At 67.8% G+C, this 21,633-nt stretch carries 17 protein-coding genes; 8 read left to right on the top strand and 9 right to left on the bottom strand.

The window, feature by feature from the left end:
* The first annotated feature begins 176 nt into the window (after positions 1-176).
* Positions 177-1,442 (top strand): fimbrial protein, encoded by a 1,266-nt coding sequence (locus KVS69_RS13615; protein WP_254622181.1) that lies wholly within the window; start codon positions 177-179, stop codon positions 1,440-1,442.
* Positions 1,427-2,785: a CpaF family protein gene (locus tag KVS69_RS13610; protein ID WP_217538533.1), complete on the top strand. Its 1,359-nt coding sequence runs from the start codon at positions 1,427-1,429 to the stop codon at positions 2,783-2,785. Before KVS69_RS13615 ends, KVS69_RS13610 begins: the two co-directional genes overlap by 16 nt.
* Positions 2,786-2,851: 66 nt before the next feature.
* Here the strand turns inward: KVS69_RS13610 and KVS69_RS13605 are convergent, their stop codons facing one another.
* Positions 2,852-3,616 carry a SapC family protein gene (locus tag KVS69_RS13605; RefSeq protein WP_068854682.1) on the bottom strand — a complete coding sequence of 255 codons (765 nt, stop codon included), beginning with the start codon at positions 3,614-3,616 and terminating at the stop codon, positions 2,852-2,854.
* Between the two features lie 238 nt (positions 3,617-3,854).
* Here KVS69_RS13605 and KVS69_RS13600 point away from each other — a divergent pair, with 238 nt between their 5' ends.
* Entirely contained in the window at positions 3,855-4,547 is a 693-nt protein-coding gene (locus tag KVS69_RS13600; RefSeq protein WP_217538532.1) for a hypothetical protein, read from the top strand.
* Here KVS69_RS13600 and KVS69_RS13595 read toward each other — a convergent pair.
* Complete coding sequence (locus KVS69_RS13595) at positions 4,529-5,023, bottom strand: DUF1543 domain-containing protein (RefSeq protein WP_345776809.1); 495 nt, start codon at positions 5,021-5,023, stop codon at positions 4,529-4,531. The two genes, KVS69_RS13600 and KVS69_RS13595, sit on opposite strands and share 19 nt — an antisense overlap.
* Positions 5,024-5,124: 101 nt before the next feature.
* On the opposite strand from KVS69_RS13595, the gene KVS69_RS13590 reads away from it, so the two are divergent.
* Positions 5,125-5,430, top strand: coding sequence for a hypothetical protein (locus KVS69_RS13590; RefSeq protein WP_217538531.1), 306 nt, complete (start codon positions 5,125-5,127; stop codon positions 5,428-5,430).
* Between the two features lie 572 nt (positions 5,431-6,002).
* Here the strand turns inward: KVS69_RS13590 and lldD are convergent.
* The 4 genes from lldD to KVS69_RS13570 form a co-directional block, all read right to left on the bottom strand.
* Complete coding sequence (gene lldD, locus KVS69_RS13585) at positions 6,003-7,145, bottom strand: FMN-dependent L-lactate dehydrogenase LldD (protein ID WP_217538530.1); 1,143 nt, start codon at positions 7,143-7,145, stop codon at positions 6,003-6,005.
* Between the two features lie 74 nt (positions 7,146-7,219).
* Complete coding sequence (locus KVS69_RS13580) at positions 7,220-7,654, bottom strand: VOC family protein (RefSeq protein ID WP_184123359.1); 435 nt, start codon at positions 7,652-7,654, stop codon at positions 7,220-7,222.
* Positions 7,651-8,109: an MgtC/SapB family protein gene (locus KVS69_RS13575; protein WP_217538541.1), complete on the bottom strand. Its 459-nt coding sequence runs from the start codon at positions 8,107-8,109 to the stop codon at positions 7,651-7,653. Before KVS69_RS13575 ends, KVS69_RS13580 begins: the two co-directional genes overlap by 4 nt.
* Before the next feature lie 114 nt (positions 8,110-8,223).
* The gene (locus KVS69_RS13570) at positions 8,224-8,982 is read right to left on the bottom strand and encodes an SDR family NAD(P)-dependent oxidoreductase (protein ID WP_068852549.1); all 759 of its coding nucleotides are present in this window, start codon (positions 8,980-8,982) and stop codon (positions 8,224-8,226) included.
* Positions 8,983-9,143: 161 nt separating this feature from the next.
* Here KVS69_RS13570 and KVS69_RS13565 point away from each other — a divergent pair, with 161 nt between their 5' ends.
* Positions 9,144-10,238: an alkene reductase gene (locus KVS69_RS13565; protein ID WP_068852552.1), complete on the top strand. Its 1,095-nt coding sequence runs from the start codon at positions 9,144-9,146 to the stop codon at positions 10,236-10,238.
* Between the two features lie 12 nt (positions 10,239-10,250).
* On the opposite strand, the gene KVS69_RS13560 is transcribed toward KVS69_RS13565, so the two are convergent.
* The 3 genes from KVS69_RS13560 to KVS69_RS21330 all read right to left on the bottom strand — a co-directional run bounded on the left by KVS69_RS13560 (position 10,251) and on the right by KVS69_RS21330 (position 16,317).
* Positions 10,251-12,146 (bottom strand): CocE/NonD family hydrolase, encoded by a 1,896-nt coding sequence (locus KVS69_RS13560; RefSeq protein ID WP_217538529.1) that lies wholly within the window; start codon positions 12,144-12,146, stop codon positions 10,251-10,253.
* A gap of 544 nt (positions 12,147-12,690) precedes the next feature.
* Entirely contained in the window at positions 12,691-15,507 is a 2,817-nt protein-coding gene (locus KVS69_RS13555) for a glycoside hydrolase family 3 C-terminal domain-containing protein (protein WP_217538528.1), read from the bottom strand.
* A gap of 246 nt (positions 15,508-15,753) precedes the next feature.
* The gene (locus tag KVS69_RS21330) at positions 15,754-16,317 is read right to left on the bottom strand and encodes a helix-turn-helix domain-containing protein (RefSeq protein WP_217538527.1); all 564 of its coding nucleotides are present in this window, start codon (positions 16,315-16,317) and stop codon (positions 15,754-15,756) included.
* 100 nt (positions 16,318-16,417) lie between these two features.
* On the opposite strand from KVS69_RS21330, the gene imuA reads away from it, so the two are divergent.
* Genes imuA through KVS69_RS13535 form a run of 3 tightly spaced genes read left to right on the top strand, consistent with a single transcriptional unit; the run spans position 16,418 to position 21,558 of the window.
* Positions 16,418-17,035, top strand: a complete 618-nt coding sequence (gene imuA / locus KVS69_RS13545; protein ID WP_068852565.1) for a translesion DNA synthesis-associated protein ImuA — start codon at positions 16,418-16,420, stop codon at positions 17,033-17,035.
* Between the two features lie 9 nt (positions 17,036-17,044).
* Complete coding sequence (locus KVS69_RS13540; RefSeq protein WP_217538525.1) at positions 17,045-18,460, top strand: DNA polymerase Y family protein; 1,416 nt, start codon at positions 17,045-17,047, stop codon at positions 18,458-18,460.
* Complete coding sequence (locus KVS69_RS13535; RefSeq protein WP_217538524.1) at positions 18,457-21,558, top strand: error-prone DNA polymerase; 3,102 nt, start codon at positions 18,457-18,459, stop codon at positions 21,556-21,558. Before KVS69_RS13540 ends, KVS69_RS13535 begins: the two co-directional genes overlap by 4 nt.
* Positions 21,559-21,633 lie beyond the last annotated feature (75 nt).

Here is a 21,633-nt window from a genome sequence, read left to right as displayed (position 1 = left end):
GTTTTCGCGGAGTTTCTGCGTGAAGGTGTTTACACGGCGTCAATATCCTCCATTCACTTGATGTCCATGGGGCCATCACGGGGGTGGCGTGTAAGACCCTGCCGATTTTGTGCATCCGGCGGGGCCAGCGGTGGCGGAACATCGTCCGACGTGCCCCGCGCGCAAGGACGCTTCCCATGGCCGCTCCCCTCCAGCTGCTGCACCCCAGGCCGCCACCGATGACCCTCGTCCTCTACGCACCGGCCAGCCACCTGGCCGCCCTGCTCGAAGCCCGGCTCCCGGTCGGCATGCGCGTGCACTGGCAGGACAGTGCCGCGCCGGCGGGTGCCCTCGACGTCCATCGTCGCAGCGGCCCCTGCGTGGTGCTGCTGGATTATCTGCGCGGGGCCGCCCAGGCCTCCAGCGAGCTGGCCAGGCGGCTCCAGCGCAGTCATCCCGACCTGCCGCTGGTCGCGGTAGGGTCGACCTCGTCGAAGGAGGAGGATGGCATTGTCGCGGCGGTGCGGGCGGGCCTGCGCGACATTCTCGACCTGGAAGCGAGCACCGCCGAGATCGACGCCGTGCTGCGCCGCGCCGCCGCCCTGCCTGCCGATGTTCCCGACCTGCCTGCGCCGGGCGCCGCGAAGGCCCGGCTGATCCTGCTGCTGGGTGTACGCGCCGGGGTCGGCACCAGCACGCTGGCCACCCACCTGGGGGTGATGGCACAGCAGCTCGCCGTGCCCCGCGCCGGAGAGGACGACGCCACCGACACCCTGCTGGTCGATCTCGGCCATCCGGCCGGCGATGCCGCGCTGTACCTCAACGTGGACAGCCAGTTCCACTACGAGGATGCGCTGCGCCATGCCAACCGCATCGACGCCAACCTGGTCCGCACGGTGGTGACCCGGCACGAAGGCGGACTTCACCTGCTGGGACAGCCGGCAAGCGGAGACGGCGGTGCCCTTGCCGATCCGGCGGTCCTGATGCAGCGCCTGCGCGGCGTGTTCGGCACGGTGCTGTGCGACCTGGGTGGTGTTCCGGTCCGCCAGGTTCCCCGCTCCCTCCTCAACGGTGCCGACGAGATCTGGCTCGTCGCCGACCCGGCGATCGGCACGCTGGTCTCACTCGACCAGGTGTTGAAACACCTGGACGCCATCGGCAGCCGCGACGCGCGCCTGCAGTTGGTCATCAACCGCCACCACCAGGGCGGCGGACTGGGCCCGGCCCAGATCGCTGACCGGTTCGGCCTGCCGCTGCTGGCTACCCTGCCCTGCTGCGAACGCCTTCGCACCAGCGCCAACCATGGGCACCTGCTGTTGCACGATGCCCCCCGCGCGCCCTACCTGCGCGCGCTCGCGCCCTTGCTGGCGCGCCTGTGCCCTGCCGCGCCGCCTGCGCGGCCGCACACCCCGCTGGAAACTCTCACGCGCTTCCTGGACAGCCGTCAATGGAAAAGAAAGTAGCCCCGCTCGGCCCGGTCGCTGCGCATGCGGATTCCGTGCCGGCGGATCCGGCAGCGGAACCACGGGTGCCGTTCGCGCAGTCCGAGGACTTCCTGCGGGTGCTGGCCGCTGCCCATGAGCACCTGCTCAACAGCATCGAGGATGGGCAGGTCGACATCGACGCCTGGTCGCCGGTCACGGTAGCCCGCTACGTAACCACCCAGACCGACCGGTTCGTGCAGGAATGGCGCATCCCGGTCAATGCCGCCGAAATGGAAATCGTGGCAGCCGCGCTGGTCAAGGAACTGACCGGCTTCGGCCCCTTGGAAGACCTGCTGCGCGACCCCGCCATCGATGCCATCCTCATCAACGGCTACCGGGATATCCAAGTCTCCCAGGCCGGACAGCTGGTGCCGATCAACCAGCGTTTCACCGATGATGACCACCTGCTGCGGATCCTGCGCCGTATCCTGGCCCCGCTGGGGCGCCGGCTGGACGAAGACTGCCCGATCGCGGACGTGCGCCTGCCCGCTGGTGGCCATCTCAACGCGATCATCCCGCCGCTGGCGCTGGATGGCCCGGTGGTCTCCATCCGCAAGTTCCGCAGGACCCCGTTCACCTGTGACGAGCTGCTGCGCATGGGCACGTTCGATCCCGCCGTGCATGCGCTGTTGAACGCGATGGTGCTGGGCCGCTGCAACGTCCTCGTCTGCGGCACCGCCGATTCGGGGAAAACCGCGCTGCTCAACGCCATGGCCGGATACATTCCGGCCGACGAACGCATCGCCACCGTCGAGGAGGTTGCCGAACTGACGCTCAAGCACCCGCATGTCGTGCGCTTGGAAAGCCGCGCACCGTGCGTGGACGGCCAGGGCGCGGTCGGCATCCGCGAGCTGATGCGCAGCAGCCTGGGCATGCGCCCCGACCGGATCCTGGTCGGTGAACTGCGCGGCGCCGAGGTCATCGAGATGCTGCAGGCGATGACGACCGGGCACGATGGCTCCATGGCCACTGTGCGCGCCAGCTCCGCGCGCGACTGCCTGCAACGGCTGGAGATCCTGGCAGGACTCGCCGGCTTCCAGGGCAGCGAAGACAACGTGCGTCGGCAGATCGCCAGTGCGGTTGATTTCGTGGTGCATGTCCAGCGACTGGGCAGCGGTCGCCGCGTGGTGGCGTCGATCAGCGAGGTGACCGGCATCAGCGACAGCGCCATCGGCACCCGCGAACTGTTCCATCACGAACTGCAGATCGATGCCGATGGCCGCGAGCAGGACCGCTGGGTCGGGATCGACCTCCAACCCCGCTCCAGCAAGCTGGAGGCATTCCGACGGCAGCTGCGCCAGGCACGGGGCAGCCGTTCCTGATGCCGGGACAGACAGAAACGGCGGCCCTGCGGCCGCCGTTTTCCGTCCTCACACGCCATTGCGTGATCAGGCCGCGGCAGCGACCTGCGCGCTCTGGCGCTGCACCAGCGCATTGAAGCGCGCCAGCGAGCTCAGGTGGTGGTGGATCGACGCCAGCCAGCCGTTGCGGTGCCAGGCGAGGACGATGGCGTCGGGCAGCTTGGCGAACTTCTCGACGTCCACCACGTGGAAGCCGTTCACCGACATCTTTTCACCGCTGGGCAGGGTCACGTCGATGCTGCGCTCGACCAGCAGGTCCTGTTCCTTCAGCGCGGCGCTGAACTGGCGGGTCTGTTCGTATTCGCGGGTGAAATCAGCGCAGAACTTCATGGCGTTGTCGACCAGTTCGGTCGCCTTGCCATCAACGAACAGCGGCTCGCCTTCGTCGCTGACGCCCTGGTTGACCTGTTCCGAATCGGCATCCAGCGCCAGCAGGAAATTGTCGTCCTCGGCCTGCACGAACACGAACGGATAGCGGCGCAGGTAGGCCGGGGCGTAGGTGTCATCGGCCCACTTGCCGTCGGTCACGAACAGGTTGCGGCGGGCCAGGCCCACGGCCACGATCGGCGAGGCATCCTGGCCGGTGAACAGGATGGGGAAATGCTGGGCGGCCATGCCGAATTCGCCGATCACCGCCGGAATGGCGTTGGTCTCGGCGGCAAACGCCAGCGAACCCGGACGCAGGCGCCAGTTGGCGTGCTTGTCCGATTGCAGCGGCAGCGGCTGGCGGTAGAACAGCGGACCGGAAGCCTGGGCCGGAGCGGCCGGCGGAGTAGTCGTTTCAGCAGTCATGAATTTGGTCAGGTACGACGCGCCATACAGCCCGGGCACGAAAGCGGGCACCGCATTGATCGACCACTATAGCGTGGCTGTTTTGCAGCCGGCTACCGCCCGGTGAATTCGCTGCACTGCAGCAACACGGGCCCGGGGGGTCAATCCCGGCCCTCGAAACGAGCCGGTCGCGACGCGGTGCGTGGTCATGCCGGCACGGGATGGGTAATGATCACGGCAGCTACGCGACGCCCCCCCCATGCACGATCCCGCCTGCCCGCCCCGCCTGTTCCGCCTGCTCAACCCTGTGCTGATGGGGGCCGCCTGCCTGGCACTGGCTGGCTGTGCCGAGCAGGGGCCGGCGGCGGCGGTGCACGAACTGACCCTGCTTCCCGAACCGGTGGCCACTGCGGCGCCGCTACCGGGGGGCGACCACGTGCTTCGGCGCGTGCATTTTCGCGACCGCCACGGGGAAGGCCTGCTGGTGCTGGAGCGAAGAGACGAAACCCATGAGGATGCCGACAGCGGCAACGTGCTCGAGGTCGCAGTGCTGACTGCGCAGCTGCATGCCCGGTCGGACCCGCGCGGGGCCTGGAGCAAGCAATGGCAGCGTCAGATCCGCCAGCCCTGCGCCGGACTGGACCTGGAAGCGGGCTGGTTCCTGGAGCACGTGGGCGTGACCGACCTGGATGGCGATGGCCAGGCAGAGATCACGTTGGCCAGCCACACGTTCTGTGGGGGCGGCATCGACCCGCACCAGCTGCACATCAGCCTGATAGACGGCGGCACCGGCTACGGAATCGAAGGTGAAACGCGGGTGTCGCTGCCCGGGGAGGAGCCCTTCGGCGGCGAGCGCCACGGCAGCGCGAACCTGGCGACCGCGCCGGCAGCGTTCGTGCAGCACCTGGAGGCGCTGTGGTCGACGCTGCGCGCTCAGCCGATCACGATGTAATCGCTGACCTGTTCGATGCCTGCATGCGCAGCGCGCACCAGCTGTACATGGCGGCCACCCACCTGGTCGATGGCGATGCAGTCATCCACCTCCAGCAACGCATCGGTATGCGGCTTGTCCCAGCGCGCATCCTGCAGCGCCTTGGCCTTGCGCCGGGCCGCCGCCAGGTCGGGCGCGACCAGCAGCAGGTAATCATGCGCCTCGCCCAGTGCGCCGGGCACATAGCCACCCAGATTGACGAAGAACAGCCGGGGCTCGTCCGCCGCCGGGGCGGCGTCGCCAAACCCTACCCGATAGTCCTCGACCCCATCGACGGCCAGCCAGCCATCGACGTGCAGCCCCTTGGCCTCGCCAAACCAGTCCCGGCGCAGCTGCGGATACGCATCCTCGATGCGTTCAACGTTGGCGAACGCCACGTCATGGACTTCGATCCGCGCGCGGGCATGACGCCCACCCAGCATGAACACGTGCAGCACCACCGGCTCCTTGGTCGACTCCGGCCACCAGTGTAGCGGCGCCCACCCTGGGGCCACCACGGCGGTGGTATGGTCGGGGCTGGCAACCGCAGGAGCGACCCATGACGACCCGTTCGCGCAACGTGCTTCCGCTGGTGGCCCTGGCCACCCTGTCCCTGTCCGCCTGCGCCACCGCGCCCGGGCCGGAGATCACCGGCAGCGGCGAATGCCACGCCGAAGGCCTGACCTGGGCCATCGGCAAGAATGCCGACGAAGCCACCATGCGCACTGTCTTCAAGCAGAGCGGCGCCGGCCTGATCATCCCCATCGGTCCCGGCTCCACCGTCGCCACCCGCGACCACCGCCCCGACCGCCTGCGCGTCTACCTCGACAAGGACAACATCATCACTGCAGTCCGCTGCGAGTGATGTTGGTTTAGCGCGTACGGCGCAGAGCAAGAGCAAGAGCAAGAGCACAAGCAAAAGCAAAAGCAAAAGCCCTGGTCTGCGAACGTTCTCGGCTTGGCCGGCGGGTGTGGGTTTGCGGGACACGCCGCAAGTCCCGCTCCGCGGCCCGGCCCAGCCGCCAGCGGCTGTGCGTTCAGTCGCACGCGAGGCAGTGCCTCGCAAGCAGTGCGCCTTCACCCATGTAAGCTCGTTCGCGCCATCCATGGCGCTCTACGGTCCCGCAAACCCACCCCCGCCAGCCATTGACAGTTGGCTGGTTGCCCACGGAAATCAAACGCAAGGCAACGGCAACGACAGCCGCGACGCTGTCGCTTTTCCCTGGCCACCGACTCACTGTCAAAGGGTCGGCGGGCATGGGGGTACGGGGGCTTTGCGAAACATGGATGTTTCGCAAGAGCCCCCATGGATGGGTTTACGGCGCCCCCCGTACCCCCATGCCCGCCGGCCCAAGCCAGGCAAACTCGCAGACCAAGGCTTCACCGCTTTACCGCTTTACCGCTTTACCGCTTTACCGCTTTACCGCTTTACCGCTTTCAGCGCGACAAACCCACCAGCGAATCCTCACTGATCTCGCGAATGTTCCGCGCACCGGTCAGCGTCATCGCCACGCGCATTTCCTTTGCGATCAGATCCAGCAGGTTGGCCACGCCGGCTTCGCCGTGAGCCGCCAGCGCATACACGAACGCGCGGCCCAGCAGGACGCCGTCCGCACCCAGCGCCAGCATGCGTACTACGTCCAGCCCGCTGCGGATGCCCGAATCGACCAGGATCTCCACCTCACCCTTGACCGCACTGGCGATGGCCGGAAGCGCGCGCGCCGTCGACAGCACCCCGTCCAGCTGGCGGCCGCCATGGTTGGATACCACGATGCCATCGGCGCCGAAGCGCACCGCATCGCGCGCGTCTTCGGGATCCAGGATGCCCTTGATCACCATCGGCCCCGTCCAGAACTCGCGGATCCATTCCAGGTCCTTCCACGAAATGGAAGGATCGAAATTGCTGCCCAGCCAGCCGATGTAATCGCCCAGCCCGGTGGGATTGCCGCGATAGGTGGAGATGTTGCCCAGGTCGTGCGGGCGCCCACGCAACCCAACGTCCCACGCCCAGCGCGGGTGGGTCACGGCCTGCAGCATGCGCCGCAACGGCGCGTTGGGGCCGCTCATCCCCGAATGCGCATCGCGGTAGCGCGCGCCGGGCGTGGGCATGTCCACCGTGAACACCAGCGTGGTGACCCCCGCCGCCTTGGCCCGTTCCAGCGCATTGCGCATGAAACCGCGGTCCTTGAGCACATACAGCTGGAACCACATGGGGCGACCGATGGCCGGCGCCACCTCCTCGATCGCGCACACCGACACCGTCGACAGCGTGAACGGAATGCCGCGGCTCGCCGCCGCTCTCGCCGCCTGCACCTCGCCCCGTCGCGCAAACATCCCGGTCAGCCCCACCGGCCCCAGCGCCACCGGCATCGCCATGCGCTCACCCAGCAGCTCCGCATCCAGGCTGAGGTCGGCCACGTTGCGCAGGATCCGCTGGCGCAGCGCGATCCCGGCAAGGTCCTCGACATTGCGGCGCAGCGTGTGCTCCGCGTAGGCGCCGCCGTCGATGTAATGGAACAGGAACGGCGGCAGCCGGCGTTGCGCGGCGGCGCGGTAATCGGTGGAAGCGGAAATGATCATGGTCCAACCATGGCGAAGCGTTCACGATCCGCCCATTAGACCAAAGATCTACGCGCCCACAGCGGATTGGCTGCCTAACCGCAGCACGGACTGGCCGGTCCCTTGAGCTCCACCCCGTTGCCATCGGGGTCGCGCAGGTAAAGTGACAACCCATCGCCTTCCGCACCCAGGTTGCTGCTGACCTGCCCATCCACCGCCACCCCGTGCATCGTCAGGTGCTCGCGCAGCGCCGCCTCGTCGAACGGTTCGATGCGCAGGCACAGGTGCTCAAGATTGCGTCCCTGCGCGCCGGCCGCCGGACCACCACGGCTGCCCAGTGCACCTTCCACGCTCACCAGGTCGATCATCGAGGATCCTGCATGCAGGTGCACCATGCCCAGCGTCGGGCGCTCGCGCGCTACCGTGCAGCCCAGCACATCGCGATAGAAGGCCACCGCACGCTGCAGATCCTGTACCCGCAGCACCAGGTGATCAAGGCGTTTGATCTCGAACGGACGCTCGCTGCTCATGGTGACTCCAGCTTTTTTGCCAATCGACGGAACACCGTCAGCACGATCACGCACATCACGCTGACCCCGATCGCAATCACAAATTCCCCGATCCCCACCGCGATGCCGATGGCCGCGGCCATGATCAGCGAACTGGCCGTGGTCAAACCGCTGACCTCATCATCGCGGTTGCCACGCAGGATGGTGCCCGCCGCCACGAAGCCAACGCACGCCACCACCGCCTCGATCAGGCGTACCGGATCCACCTGCAGCAGGTCGCGGTAGCGCTCCTGCTGGAAATGCTCGGCGATGCTGTCGCCCAGGCCGACGATCAGCGCGGCCGCGCCGGCAATCAGCATGTGCGTGCGCAGCCCGGCGGCGTGCTTGCCCAATTCCCGCTCCAGGCCGAGCACGCCACCAAACAACATTGCTGCGGCGATGCGCAGCAGAATCGACAGATCCTGTTCCAGTCCCATCCAGCTCTCCTCGGCAATGGTTCCAGCCTTGCGTGAGCGTCGTGGGAGTGCCGTGAAGTCGGGCGTGAGCATGGCGTGCAGGAGCGGGCCAGGCCCGCCCCTGCCCCACGGTGTTTACTGGGCCAGGTAACCGCCATCGATGGCGTAATACGTACCGGTAGCGAACGACGCGTCGGCACTGGCCAGCCAGGCCACCAGCGCTGCCACTTCTTCCGCCTTCCCCAGCCGGTTCAGCGCGTGCTTGGCTTCCAGCGCCTTGCGTACGGTCGGATCCATCTTGTCCAGCAGCGGCGTGGCAATGAAGCCCGGACCCACCGCGTTGACCCGGATGTTGTCGCCCGCGTGTTCCCAGGCTGCGGTCTGGGTCAGGCCCACCACGCCGTGCTTGGCGGCCACGTAGGCGGCCGAATTGGCGAACCCGACCTGGCCCAGGATCGAGGCCATGTTGATGATGCTGCCGCCCTTGCCGCCCTTGCGCAGCGCCTGGATCTGCGCGCGCTGGCACAGGAACACGCTGTTGAGGTTCACGTCGATGACGCGCTTCCAGCCGTCCACCGGGTACTCGCCGCTGGTCGCCGACGGGCCACCGATGCCCGCGTTGTTGACCGCGATATCCAGCCCGCCCAGTTCCTGCACCGTGCGCTGTACGGCCGCGTCCACCGCCGCTTCATCGGTGACGTCCAGGGCGATGCCGATCGCATTGACGCCACGACCACGGATGGCCTCAGCGGTCTTCTGCACCGCGTCGTCCTTGAGGTCCCACACCGCCACCGCCGCGCCGGAATCGGCCAGCAGTTCGGCCACGGCCAGGCCGATACCGGAAACGCCACCGGTGACGATGGCGACCTTGCCCTTGAGTTGGTAATCGATCATTGCACTGCCTCTGCTTGGGTACCTCACTACCCTACGCCCCGGATGCGTTACACAACGTGCACGCAGCGCCCCGCAACAATGCTTCCCATCGCTGCAACGCACCCGGGCCTATGCTGGGTGTCGTATCCCCTGCACGACTTCTCTTCCCCAAGGCATCGCACATGACACAGTCCCCTGACGGTACGTTGTTCACCCCCACCCGGCTCGGCGCGATCGAGGTCGGCAACCGCATCGCGATGGCACCGTTGACGCGCAACCGCGCCATCGAAGGCCGCGTGCCCAACCCGCTGGCCATCCAGTACTACGAGCAGCGCGCCAGCGCCGGCCTGATCATCGCCGAAGCCACCCAGATCAGCCCGCTCGGCCAGGGCTACCTGGACACGCCCGGCATCTACAGCCAAGCCCAGATCGATGCGTGGCGCAAGGTGACCGATGCGGTGCATGCGCGCGGCGGCCGCATCGTGCTGCAGCTCTGGCACGTGGGCCGCATCTCGCACACCAGCCTGCTTCCGGACGGCGAAGTGCCGGTGGCACCCAGCGCGCTGCGCGCCAATGGCAAGACCTTCACCGCAAAGGGCTTCGAGGATGTCTCCGAGCCGCGCGCGCTGCGCCTGGACGAGATTCCCGCGCTGATCCAGGACTTCCGCCAGGCCGCACGCAATGCGATCACCGCCGGTTTCGACGGCGTGGAAGTACATGCCGCCAACGGCTACCTGATCGATCAGTTCCTGCGTGATGGCAGCAACCTGCGCACCGACGAATACGGCGGCAGTATCGAAAACCGAACGCGCCTGCTCGACGAAGTGGTGCGCGCGATCGCTTCGGAAATCGGCGCAGAGCGTACCGGCGTGCGCCTGTCGCCGGTGACCCCGGCCAACGATGCGCGGGATTCGCAGCCGCAGCCGTTGTTCGAACGTGCGGTCGAGCGCCTGGATGCCATTGGCGGCCTGGCCTTCGTGCATGTGATCGAAGGCGCCACCGGTGGCCCGCGCGACAACATCGCGTTCGATTACGCGGCGCTGCGCGCGAAGTTCAAGGGCCCGTGGATCGCCAACAACGGCTACGACAAGGACAGTGCCGAGCAGGCCATCGCGTCCGGCTATGCGGACATGATCGCATTCGGGCGCGCCTTCATCGCCAATCCGGACCTGGTCGAACGCCTGCGCCTGGGCGTGGCATTGTCCGACCTCGATCCGGACACGCTGTATGGCGGCGGCGCCAAGGGCTATACCGATTACCCGAGCGTGTCCGGGTAATCGCCCTCGGCATCAGTACACCGGCAACGCAATGAACGACGCGTTGCCCGGTGCATGCCACACCTGCTGGGTCGCCTTCTGGTAATCGCCGGGCTTGGCCAGGTAGATGTTGGGCACGAAGGTCTGCGGATTGCGGTCGTACAGCGGGAACAGGCTGGACTGCACCTGCACCATCACCCGGTGGCCCGGCTGGAACACGTGGTTGGCGGTGGGCAGGCCGAATTTGTAATCGAGCACCTGGTTGGAGGCGATCGCCTTGGGTTCACTGAAGCTTTCGCGGTAGCGGCCCCGGAAGATCGCCATCGACACGCCCAGCTCATAGCCGCCCATCTCCGGCGTCGACGGCACCTGGTCCGGATACACGTCGATCAGCTTCACCACCCAGTCACTGTCGCTGCCGCTGGTGGCCGCCTGCAAGTTCACCTGCGGCGCGCCGCCGATCCGCAGCGGTTCGGTGAGCGGCTCGCTGACGAAGGTCAGCACGTCGGTGCGGCCATCGACGAAGCGCTGGTCCTTGACCAGCCAGCTGGTCCACATGTCGCGGTCGGCGAAGCGCACCGGACGCGGCGCGAACGGGACCGGCTTGGCCGGGTCGGACACATAGGCTTCGTACGTGGCCTCCCCCGCCTGCGGCGCTTCGAACGAGAGCTTGCCGCCGGCGCGCAGGTACAGCGGTCTGGTCTGGGCAGCGGTACGCGGCCACTGCTGCAGCTTGTCCCAGTGGTTTTCGCCGGTGTTGTAGATCAGCACCGGGGGCGTATCGGCCTTGGCCGCGCCATCGACCAGGTACTGGTCGAAGAACGGCTTGAGCACGTCACGGCGGAACTGCAATGCGGTATCGCCGTTGAACTTCAGCGCGCCCAGGCTGCTGCCGTCATAGTTGACCTGGCTGTGCCGCCACGGGCCCATGACCAGATAGTTGAGCGTATTGCCGGTGTCACGCTTCTCCATCGCGGCATAGCTGTGCACCGCGCCCCACATGTCTTCCTGGTCCCACAGGCCCTGCAGCCACATGGTGGGGACTTTCAATTCGGTCTTGGCCATGCGCGCATCGAGCGCCTGTTCCTGCCAGAAGGCATCGTAGGCCGGGTGTTCCACCAGCTTGTGCCACCACGCCAGCTGTTCCAGGCCATTGGCCTTGGCATAGTCACCGGCCGAGCCGGCACGCAGGAAGGTGGTGTAATCGTCGTAGCCGGTGCTGGGAATGGACGGGCCTTTGCCGCGCTTGGCCAGCTGGCCGGTGAAGTAGCCGAAGTTGACCTGGCGGAAGGCGCCGTAGTTGAGCCAGTCATCGCCCATCCAGCCATCGATCATCGGGCTCTGCGGCGCGGCGACCTTCAGCGCGGGGTGCGGGTTGGTCAGCGCCATCACCACGGTGAAGCCTTCATACGAGGAGCCCAGCATGCCGACCTTGCCGTTGCTTTCGGGCACGTGCTTGACCAGCCAGTCGATGGTGTCCCAGGCGTCGGTGGCATGGTCGACCTTGGTGGCATTGAGCGGGCCACGCAGCGGCCGGGTCATCACATAATCGCCTTCAGAACCGTACTTGCCGCGGATATCCTGGAACACGCGGATATAGCCGGCATCGACGAACACTTCGTCGCCCTGCGGGAGGATGTCGCGCATGTGCGGCGAATCGATGCGCTTGGCGCGGTTGGCGGCGTCGTAGGGCGTACGGGTCAACAGCATCGGTGCATTGCGCGCGCCCTTGGGCACGACGATGACCGTATACAGCTTGGTCCCGTCGCGCATCGGAATCATCACTTCGCGCTTGTCGTAGTCATACCCCGCAGTAGGGGTGACGAATCCCTTGGCCGGAATATCCGGCGTCATCGGCGCGGTCTGCGCCGACACGCTGGCGGCAATCATCAGGCTCAACAGCACGACAGGCACGACACGAACACGCATGGCTCTCTCCGGGAAGGTGATGGCGACCAACCTCCGCAGCCTAGCGCCGTTCTTCCCCTGCCGATATGTGCCGATGGTTGGCCGCGAACGGCCTTTTACAGCAAAGCCTTGAGAGCCAGAGCCTTAGAAGCCAAAGCCTTGGTCTGCGGGCGTCCCTGGCTTGGGCCGGCGGGCATGGGGGTACGGGGGGCGCCGTAAACCCATCCATGGGGGCTCTTGCGAAACATCCATGTTTCGCAAAGCCCCCGTACCCCCATGCCCGCCGGCCCTTTGAAAGTGAGTCGGTGGCCACGGAAAAAGCGGTGGACAAACGCTGTTGCTGTTGCCTTTGATTTCCGTGGGTCACCAGCCAACTGTCAAAGGCTGGCGGGGGTGGGTTTGCGGGACCGTAGAGCGCCATGGATGGCGCGAACGAGCCTACATGGACGTACTTGCGGCGTGTCCCGCAAACCCACACCCGCCAGCCAAGCCAGGCACGCCCCCAGACCAAGGCTGTTCGCCACAATGCGTGAGCGCTCCAAACGCCCACGCACCACGCCCGGCCTTACTTCACCACACCACCATCCAACACCATGGGCGAGGTCTGCAGCGGCTCATTGGCCGAGCGCGAAAGCTGCAGCTCGTAACGGCCTTCCGCAATCTTCCACTGCTTGTCGCGCGTATCGAAACTGGCCATCGCCTTCGGTTCGGCCTCGATGCGGATCCGGCGCGATTCGCCCGGCTGCAGCGTGACCTTCTGGAACCCGATCAGGCGGATCGGCGTGGTGCTGCCTTCGGGCATCTTCAGGTAGAGCTGCGCCACGTCCGCACCGGCCACCTTGCCGGTGTTGCGCACGTCCACCGTCGCCACCAGGCGCTGGCCCATCGCCGTGTAGGTCAGGTTGTCGTACTGGAACTGCGTGTACGAGAGCCCGTGGCCGAACGCGAACTGCGGCGTGAGGCCCTTGGCCGCGAACCACTTGTAGCCGACGTTGGCGCCTTCGATGTTGTAATCGATGGTGTCGTCGGGCTTCTGCTTCGGATTGAAGCCCAGCCCGTTCACGTGCGGGCGAGGCAGCTGCGATGCGTCCACCGGCCACGTCACCGGCAGCCGGCCCGAGGGATTCACCTTGCCGGTCAGCAGCGCCGCAATGGCCTCACCGCCGCGGATGCCCGGGTACCACGCCTGCAGGATCGCCGGCACCTGCTGCAGCCACGGCAGCTCGACCGGACCGTTGGTTTCCAGCACCACCACCGTCTTCGGGTTGGCCTTGGCCACCCCGGCAATCAGCGTGTCTTGGTTGTCCGGCAGCTTCATGTGCGGCAGGTCCACCGACTCGGCCGACCACTGCGTCGCGAACACGATCGCCACGTCGGCCGCGGCGGCAGCGCGCGCGGCAGCCGCCACGTCACGGCCGTCCACGTACTCGATGGTCGCATCCGGGCGCTCGGCGCGCAGCGCCTCCAGCGGTGAGGACGGGTGGAAGATCACCGGGCCCGGCCAGGTGGTCGGCAGCACGCCCGGCACCGCATTGGTGCCACGCGCTGTCCAGCCCACCATCGACGAACCACCGCCCCCGATCACGCCCTTGTCGGCATGCCCGCCGATGATCACGATGCGCTGCACCTCCTTGCCCAGCGGCAGCACGTCGCCGGCGTTGCGCAGCAGTACGCTGCCCTCTTCCACCGTGCGCTGCGCGGCCGCAAAGCCCGCTTCATCGTCGATCGGCACATGCTGCGGCGGCAGGTCGAAATTACCGTGCGCGAACATCGTGCGCAGGATCCGCGCCACCATGTCGTCCAAGCGCGCCTGCGGCACCGTGCCACCGGCCACGGCCAGCCGCAGCGGCGCATCGAAATACACCGCCTTGTCGAACACCTCGCCCGCCGACTGCTGGTCCAGGCCGGCCAGCGCCGCCTTCGAGCCGCTGTGCACGCCGCCCCAGTCGGACATCACGAAACCGGGGAACTTCCATTCCTGCTTGAGCACCTCGTTCATCAGGTAATCGTGCTCGCAGCCGTAGGTGCCGTTGATGCGATTGTAGGAACACATCACCGAACCGGGCTTGCCTTCGTCCAGGGCGATTTCAAAGGCCAGCAGGTCCGATTCGCGCATCGCCTGTTCGCCGATTTCGGCGCTGTGGAAGTTGCGCGAGGTTTCCATGTCGTTGAGCGCGAAATGCTTCATCGTCGAGATCACGTGCTGGCTCTGCACACCGCGGATCGACTCACCCACCAGGCGACCGGCCAGCACCGGGTCTTCGCCGGCGTATTCGAAATTGCGGCCATTGCGCGGGTCGCGCTGCAGGTTGACGCTGCCGGCCAGCAGGATGTTGAAGCGCTGCTGCCACGCTTCGCGGCCCATGGTGGCACCGCCGGTGAAGGCGATCTGCGGGTTCCAGCTCGAGGCGGTGGACGGGCCCGAGGGCATCGCCGTGGCATGGTCGCCCTTGCGGATCCCGCCCGGGTTGGTCACGCCCACGCCGGCATCGGCCGACTGCTGGGACGGAATGCCCAGGCGCGGCACGCCCGGCACGAACCCGGCCGAACCGACCGCGCCTTCCGGCAGCGGCCCGCCATCCTTGCCCAGCCCGAAGTAGCTGTGCAGCATCTGGAACTTCTCGTCCGCGGTCATCCGCGCCACCAGCAGCCTGGCGCGCGCATCCGCGCCCAGGCCGGTGTCCATCCACGGCGTGTCGCCGCCCACGGGGGCGTTGTAGCCCAGCGTCAGCAGCTGGCCGGCGATGCTCGCATCGGCATCCAGGCGCAGCTTGACCGGCTTGGTGGTGGCGGCATCGAAGCCGGCACTGTACCCGGCACCCTTGCCGATGGCGGCGAAACCCGCGGCGGTGGCGATGTCCGCATCGGTACCCAGCAGCACCGCCGGCGCACCCAGGCGCGAACTGTCCACCAGCGTCTTGACCGCCGCGCCATCGGCCTCGGCAGCGCGCGTGTACAGCGCCACCACGTGGCGGCCGTCGTTGAGGCGCAGGTAGTTCAGGCCCGGCGCTTCCACACCCGATTCGGCTTCCACTGGCAGGCGTGAGAGCACGATGCTGCCGCGCTGTTCGGCCGCAGCCGGGTCGGCACTGACGAAGCGATAGGTGTAGCCCAGGTCGTCGGCCAATGCTGCAAGCGGGTCCGGTGCCTGCGCGCTTTCCATGCTGTCGGCCGGACGGATCACGTTGCCGATGGTCAGCGCATCCACGTCCAGCGCCTGCAGCTGTTCGGCCACCAGCTTGGCATCCAGGTACGTCGGTGCCTGGTCCAGGCGGAGCACGGTGAAGGCGTCGCCACCCACCGCCGGTGCGGCAAAGGCAGGGGCAGACAGCGACAGGGCGATGGCGGCCGTCAGGGCCAAGGGCTTTGTAATCGTTTTCATAAGCGGGCGAAACACCTTTTGCTGACGCAATAAATCCAGGGAGTCTTGCCGCAGAAGGGTGCAGCGCCGTCATGGCGGGATCCCGGCACGCAACTGCGCTCGGGATCGAAGTACACGGGCACGCCAGCCACGATCAGGCCCCTCCGCCTGTCGCCACAGCCACCGCATCCGTCGGGTGCCGTGACCAGCACCCATCCGCTCAAGAGTCGTTCACCCTGTTCATTCGTGTCAACAGCGTGTTCAGGTTCACGGCAGTGAATCCGGCTTGATTACTTCGGTCTCCGCCGCCGTCCGCGCCCTGCCCTCGGCGTCGCGCGGCAGCAGCGGTGCCACGGCCTGCCCGGTGCCGATCACCTGCAGGTGCGAACGCGGTTCAGACGGATCGAACAGATGGCCCTCGCCCCATTGGCGCAGCGCCACCACCAGCGGGAACAGCGCTTGGCCTTGGGCGGTGAGCACGTAGTCGAGGTATCGGCTGCTATCGGCGGCGGCCTGCTGGGTCAGCACACCCGCATCCTGCAGGGCCTGGAGGCGCTGGCTGAGCATGCTGCGCGACATGCCCAGGCCGCGCTGGAAATCGCTGAAGCGGCGGAGGCCAATGTCTACTACGCCCAGCCGTTGCTGGATGCCCTGTCGGCCTCGGCGGCGGTAAACGTCGGGAAATGTGCGGTGGGCTGATGTGAATTGGGCTTCGGACGCTTGGGCCGCGCTGCGCGCGGTGTCCGGCCAACGGCCGGGGCTACGAATTGTTACGGGGTCACCGACAGGGCGGGTAAATTCATTAGCAATTTTGCTAATAACACGTAGCATGTCGGTCTCAACCCTTGACACCTGCCCTGCCTATCCTCGCCTCCATGTTCAGGTTTCCCGCCCATTTGCCCTTGTTCCAGCCTGCCAGGGAGGTGCGCTGATGGGCGCGGTGGTGGCCTTGGAACAGCTGCTGGAAAGCCGCCAGGTCTGGCGCGGGCAGCCGCGCGGGACGGCGCGGGAAGCCGCTGCCCACCCGACCGGGCACCCGGCGCTGGACAGCCGGTTGCCCGGCGGCGGCTGGCCGCCCTCGGCCCTGTCCGAGGTGCTGCTGGCCGCGCCCGGCCAAGGGGAACTGGCGCTGGTCTGGCCGACCCTGGCCCGGCTCAGCCAGCTGCAGCAGACCGTAGTGCTGGTCGCCCCGCCGCACCTGCCACATGCGCCAGCCTGGGCCGGCGCCGGGCTGGCCCTGGGCCAGCTGCAGGTAGTGCATGCCAGCCCGCGCGAAGCGCTGTGGGCGGCCGAACAATGCCTGCGCTCGGCTGCGTGTGCGGCGGTGCTGTGCTGGCCCGGGCACGCCGACGACCGCGCCCTGCGCCGGCTGCAGGTGGCCGCCGAAACCGGCCAGTGCCTGGGCTTTGCCTTCCGCGACAGCCGGCTGGCCCGCAACCCCTCCCCCGCCCCGTTGCGCCTGCAGCTCGATGCCGGCCAGGTGCGGGTGCTCAAATGCCGCGGCGGCATGGCACCGGCGCAGCCGTTGCCGCTGGCCCTGGCCCATTGAGGCGCCACCATGCAGTGGGCCTGCCTGTTGCTGCCTCAATTGGCGCTGGACGCGGCCCTGCGCCAGCAGCCCGATCCGCGCGCGCCGCTGGTGCTGGTCAGCGGCCCGGCCCAGCGGCGGGTGCTGCATGCGGTCAGCCCGGCGGCGCGCCAGCTCGGCCTGCGCCGCGGCATGCTGCTGTCGGCCGCGCAGGTGCTGACCCGCGACATGCTCACGGTGGACTACGACCCGCGCGCCGAACAGGACACCCGCCAGCTGCTGGCCAGCTGGCTGTACGGCATCAGCTCGCAGGTGAGCCTGGCCTTCCCGCATGCGCTGGCGCTGGAGATCGGCGCCAGCCGTGCCCTGTTCGGTGACTGGCCGGCGATCGAACAGCGCCTGCGCGAGGGCTTGAAGGAACTCGGCTTCCGCCATCGGCTGGTAGCGGCACCCAACCCGCACGCCGCCTGGGTACTCACCCGCGTGCATGCCCGCTTGGGCGTGGATGCGACCGCGCTGGAACCTGCACTGGCGCAGATCCCGATCGACCGCAGCGGCCTGCCGGCCGAGGCCGTCACGGTACTGGCGCGCTCCGGCCTGCGCACGCTGGGCGCGGCCTTCGCGCTGCCCCGCGAAAGCCTGGCCCGGCGTTTCCCGGCCCAGGTGCTGGCCCACCTGGATGCGCTGCGCGGTATCGGCAGTGCGCCGCTGCAGTACTTCCGGCCGCCGGACCGGTTCGATGCGCGGATCGAGTTCGAGTATGAAATCGAATCCACCCAGGCCCTGCTGTTCCCGTTGCGCCGCCTTACCGCCGACCTGGCCGCCTTCCTGTGTTCGCGCGATGGCGGCGCGCAGCAGTTCGACCTGTGGTTCGAACACGAGCGCCACCCCGACACCCGGCTCACCGTAGGGTTGCTCGCCCCCGAACGCGATGCGGCGATGCTGTTCGAACTGGCGCGCAACCGCGTCGACCACCTGCGCCTGCCCGCCGGCAGCCGTGGGCTGCGCCTGCAGGCCGAACACCTGCCGCCGTTCGTGCCGGCCGCGCGCGACCTGTTCGACCCGCGCCCGCAGCAGGCCATGCCGTGGGAACAGCTGCGCGAACGCCTGCGCGCGCGGCTGGGCGACGATGCCGTGCAGGGCGTGGGGCTGCGCGCCGAACACCGCCCCGAACGCGCCAGCGGCACCGCCGCACAGGCCATCAAGGGCCCGCCACCCACCCTGCCGCTGCGCCCGGGCTGGCTGCTGGCCACGCCGCAGCCGCTGTACGACCCGGACCTGCGCATCCTCTCCGGGCCGGAGCGGATTGAATCGGGCTGGTGGGACGAAGGCGATGTGCGCCGCGATTACTACGTGGTGGAAACGGCGCTGGGCCAGCGCGCCTGGGCCTACACCGCCGCCGGCGCGCGGCATGGGCCGTTCATGCTGCACGGCTGGTTCGCATGAGCACCGCCCTGCCCGGCTATGCCGAACTGCATTGCCTGTCGGCCTTCAGTTTCCAGCGCGGCGCCTCCATTGCCGAGGAGCTGTTCGCGCGTGCGAAGGAACAGGGCTACCAGGCCCTGGCGATCACCGACGAATGTTCGCTGGCCGGCATCGTGCGCGCCTGGCAGGCGGCGAAGAAGCACGCGCTGGCGCTGATCACCGGGGCGGAATTCCAGATCGAGGACGGGCCCAAGGTGGTGCTGCTGTGCACCGACCAGGCCGCCTATGCCGGGCTGTGCCAGCTGATCACCACCTGCCGCCGGCGTGCGCCGAAGGGCGAATACCGCTGCCTGCGCGAGGACTTCGATGCCCTGCCCGACAGCCTGCTGTGCCTGTGGCCGGCGCGTTCGCCCACTGCCGAAGATGCGGCCTGGCTGCATGCGCGCTTCGCGCACCGCTTGTGGCTGGCGGTGGAACTGCACCGCGACGCCGACGACGTGGCGCGGCTGGAAGCGCTGCTGGAATTCGGCTACGCCCACGACCTGCCGTTGCTGGCCAGCGGCGATGTGCACATGCACGTGCGGCGCCGCCGTGCGCTGCAGGACACCCTCACCGCGATCCGCCAGCACTGCACCATCGCCGATGCCGGCTGGCACCTGTTTCCCAATGGCGAACGCCACCTGCGCACCCGCCAGGCGCTGGCCGCGCTGTACCCGCCCGAGCTGCTGGAGGAAACCCTGCGCGTGGCCGAGCGTTGTCGGTTCGACCTGGCGCAGCTGCAGTACACCTACCCGCGCGAGCTGGTGCCCGACGGCCACGACCCGGCCAGCTGGCTGCGCACCCTGGTCGAAGAGGGCATGCGCTGGCGCTGGCCCGGCGGCGCCAGCGAGGCGCAGCGCGGGCAGATCGAACACGAGCTGCGGCTGATCCACCTCAAACAGTACGAGTCGTACTTCCTCACCGTGCACGACATCGTGCGCTTTGCCCGCAGCCAGCAGATCCTGTGCCAGGGCCGTGGCTCGGCGGCCAATTCGTCGGTGTGCTTCGTGCTGGGCGTGACCGAGATCGACCCCAGCCACATGGAACTGCTGTTCGAGCGCTTCATTTCCGAAGAACGCGACGAACCGCCGGACATCGACATCGATTTCGAACACGAACGGCGCGAGGAAGTGCTGCAGTATGTGTTCAACCGCTACGGCCGCGAACGTGCCGCGCTCACCGCCGTGGCGATCAGCTACCGTGGCCGCAGCGCGGTGCGCGACGTGGCCCGCGTGCTCGGCCTGCCGCCGGACCAGGTCAACGAACTGGCCGCCTGCCTGGACCGCTGGAGCAGCCACGAGCCACTGCCCGAGGCCCTGCGCGAACGCGGCTTCGACCCGGACACGCCGTTGATGCAGCGGGTGGTGGCGCTCACCGCCGAACTGGTGGACTTCCCACGCCACCTGTCCCAGCACCCGGGCGGCTTCGTGATTTCCGAGCACCCCCTGTCCACCCTGGTGCCGGTGGAGAACGCGGCCATGGCCGACCGCACCGTGATCCAGTGGGACAAGGACGACCTGGATGCCACCGGGCTGATGAAGGTCGACTGCCTGGCGCTGGGCATGCTCACCGCCGTGCGCAAATGCCTGGCCATGCTGCACGCGCATGGCGAGCCGGCGATGGGCATGGCCGACATCCCGGCCGGCGATACCGCCACCTACGACATGATCTGCCGCGCCGATACGCTGGGCGTGTTCCAGATCGAATCGCGCGCGCAGATGGCGATGCTGCCGCGCATGCAGCCGCGCTGCTTCTACGACCTGGTGATCGAAGTGGCGATCGTGCGGCCCGGGCCGATCCAAGGCGACATGGTCCATCCCTACCTCAACCGCCGCAAGCGGCTCAAGGAAGAAGGGATCGAAGAAATCGACTACCCGCCGGCACTGGAGAAAGTGTTCAAGCGCACCCTGGGCGTGCCGCTGTTCCAGGAACAGGTGATGCAGCTGGCAGTGGCCGCCGCCGGCTTCACCCCGGGCGAGGCCGATGCGCTGCGCCGTTCGATGGCCGCCTGGAAGCGCCACGGCGGGTTGGAACCGCACCGCGACAAGCTGCTGGCCGGCATGGCAAAGAACAACTACAGCCGCGACTACGGCGAGCGCCTGTTCGAGCAGATCAAGGGCTTCGGCAGCTATGGCTTCCCGGAAAGCCACGCGGCCAGCTTCGCGCTGATCACCTACGTCAGCTGCTGGCTCAAATGCCACCACCCCTCCGCGTTTGCCGCCAGCCTGGTCAACAGCCAGCCGCTGGGCTTCTACACCCCCGACCAGATCCTGCAGGATGCGCGCCGGCATGGCGTGCCGGTGCTGCCGGTGGACGTGCGCCACAGCGACTGGAACTGCACGCTGGTGCCGGCCACGCAGGCCGATGCCCTGCCCGGCATCCGGCTCGGCCTGCGCATGATCGATGGCTTCAGCGAAGCGGTGGCCGAGGAAGTGATGCAGGCACGTACGCGCCATGCCTTCGACAGCGTGGCCGACCTCAGCCAGCGGGCCCGGCTGGACCGCCGCCACCAGGGGCTGCTGGCCGACGCCGGCGCGCTGAAGGGGCTGAGCGGGCACCGCCACCGCGCGCGCTGGGATGTCTCGGGGGTGGAAAAGCCGTTGCCGCTGTTCGAGAACGTCCGCGCCACCGCCGACGCCGCCGTGGCCTTGCCGGCGCCGAGTGCGTTCGAGGACATGCAGGCCGATTACAACAGCACCGGCACCACCCTGGGCCAGCACATGGTGTCGTTCCTGCGCGACGAGCTGCGCGCACGGCGTTGCCAGCGATCCGATGAACTGGCGCAGCTGCCGCACGGGCGCAGCGTGCGTTTCGCCGGCCTGGTACGCATGCGCCAGCGCCCGCAGACCGCCAGCGGGGTGACCTTCCTCACCCTGGAAGACGAAAGCGGCATGGTCAACGCAGTGGTCTGGCGCAGGACCGCCGACCGCCAGCACCGGGTGCTGGTGGAGGCGCAGCTGATGCAGATCGATGGCCGGCTGGAGCGGGTGGATGGCGTGCAGCACCTGATCGTGCAGCGCATGCACAACCTCGATGCGCTGATCGAGGGGGTGCGTACCCACAGCCGCGACTTCCATTGATTGCTGTGACCGGTTTCACGCTGACGATAGATACAGACTTTTCCGACTGGTGCGGCCATGACGGCTTCGGCTATC

The sequence above is a fragment of the Stenotrophomonas sp. GbtcB23 genome (assembly GCF_019091045.1).
In the GTDB taxonomy this organism is placed as follows: Bacteria; Pseudomonadota; Gammaproteobacteria; order Xanthomonadales; family Xanthomonadaceae; genus Stenotrophomonas; species Stenotrophomonas rhizophila_A.
The sequence above is the reverse complement of the archived record's forward strand: the minus strand, read 5'-3'. Positions and strand labels throughout refer to the sequence as shown.

Excerpts from the sequence above, each read along its gene's own strand:
- KVS69_RS13605 (WP_068854682.1), bottom strand. The coding sequence starts at position 3,616 with ATGACTGCTGAAACGACTACTCCGCCGGCCGCTCCGGCCCAGGCTTCC.
- KVS69_RS13615 (WP_254622181.1), top strand. The coding sequence starts at position 177 with ATGGCCGCTCCCCTCCAGCTGCTGCACCCCAGGCCGCCACCGATGACC.
- KVS69_RS13560 (WP_217538529.1), bottom strand. The coding sequence starts at position 12,146 with ATGCGTGTTCGTGTCGTGCCTGTCGTGCTGTTGAGCCTGATGATTGCC.
- KVS69_RS13610 (WP_217538533.1), top strand. The coding sequence starts at position 1,427 with ATGGAAAAGAAAGTAGCCCCGCTCGGCCCGGTCGCTGCGCATGCGGAT.
- KVS69_RS13600 (WP_217538532.1), top strand. The coding sequence starts at position 3,855 with ATGCACGATCCCGCCTGCCCGCCCCGCCTGTTCCGCCTGCTCAACCCT.
- KVS69_RS13555 (WP_217538528.1), bottom strand. The coding sequence starts at position 15,507 with ATGAAAACGATTACAAAGCCCTTGGCCCTGACGGCCGCCATCGCCCTG.
- KVS69_RS13540 (WP_217538525.1), top strand. The coding sequence starts at position 17,045 with ATGCAGTGGGCCTGCCTGTTGCTGCCTCAATTGGCGCTGGACGCGGCC.
- KVS69_RS21330 (WP_217538527.1), bottom strand. The coding sequence starts at position 16,317 with ATGCTACGTGTTATTAGCAAAATTGCTAATGAATTTACCCGCCCTGTC.
- imuA (WP_068852565.1), top strand. The coding sequence starts at position 16,418 with ATGGGCGCGGTGGTGGCCTTGGAACAGCTGCTGGAAAGCCGCCAGGTC.
- KVS69_RS13575 (WP_217538541.1), bottom strand. The coding sequence starts at position 8,109 with ATGGGACTGGAACAGGATCTGTCGATTCTGCTGCGCATCGCCGCAGCA.
- KVS69_RS13570 (WP_068852549.1), bottom strand. The coding sequence starts at position 8,982 with ATGATCGATTACCAACTCAAGGGCAAGGTCGCCATCGTCACCGGTGGC.
- KVS69_RS13535 (WP_217538524.1), top strand. The coding sequence starts at position 18,457 with ATGAGCACCGCCCTGCCCGGCTATGCCGAACTGCATTGCCTGTCGGCC.
- KVS69_RS13590 (WP_217538531.1), top strand. The coding sequence starts at position 5,125 with ATGACGACCCGTTCGCGCAACGTGCTTCCGCTGGTGGCCCTGGCCACC.
- lldD (WP_217538530.1), bottom strand. The coding sequence starts at position 7,145 with ATGATCATTTCCGCTTCCACCGATTACCGCGCCGCCGCGCAACGCCGG.
- KVS69_RS13565 (WP_068852552.1), top strand. The coding sequence starts at position 9,144 with ATGACACAGTCCCCTGACGGTACGTTGTTCACCCCCACCCGGCTCGGC.
- KVS69_RS13580 (WP_184123359.1), bottom strand. The coding sequence starts at position 7,654 with ATGAGCAGCGAGCGTCCGTTCGAGATCAAACGCCTTGATCACCTGGTG.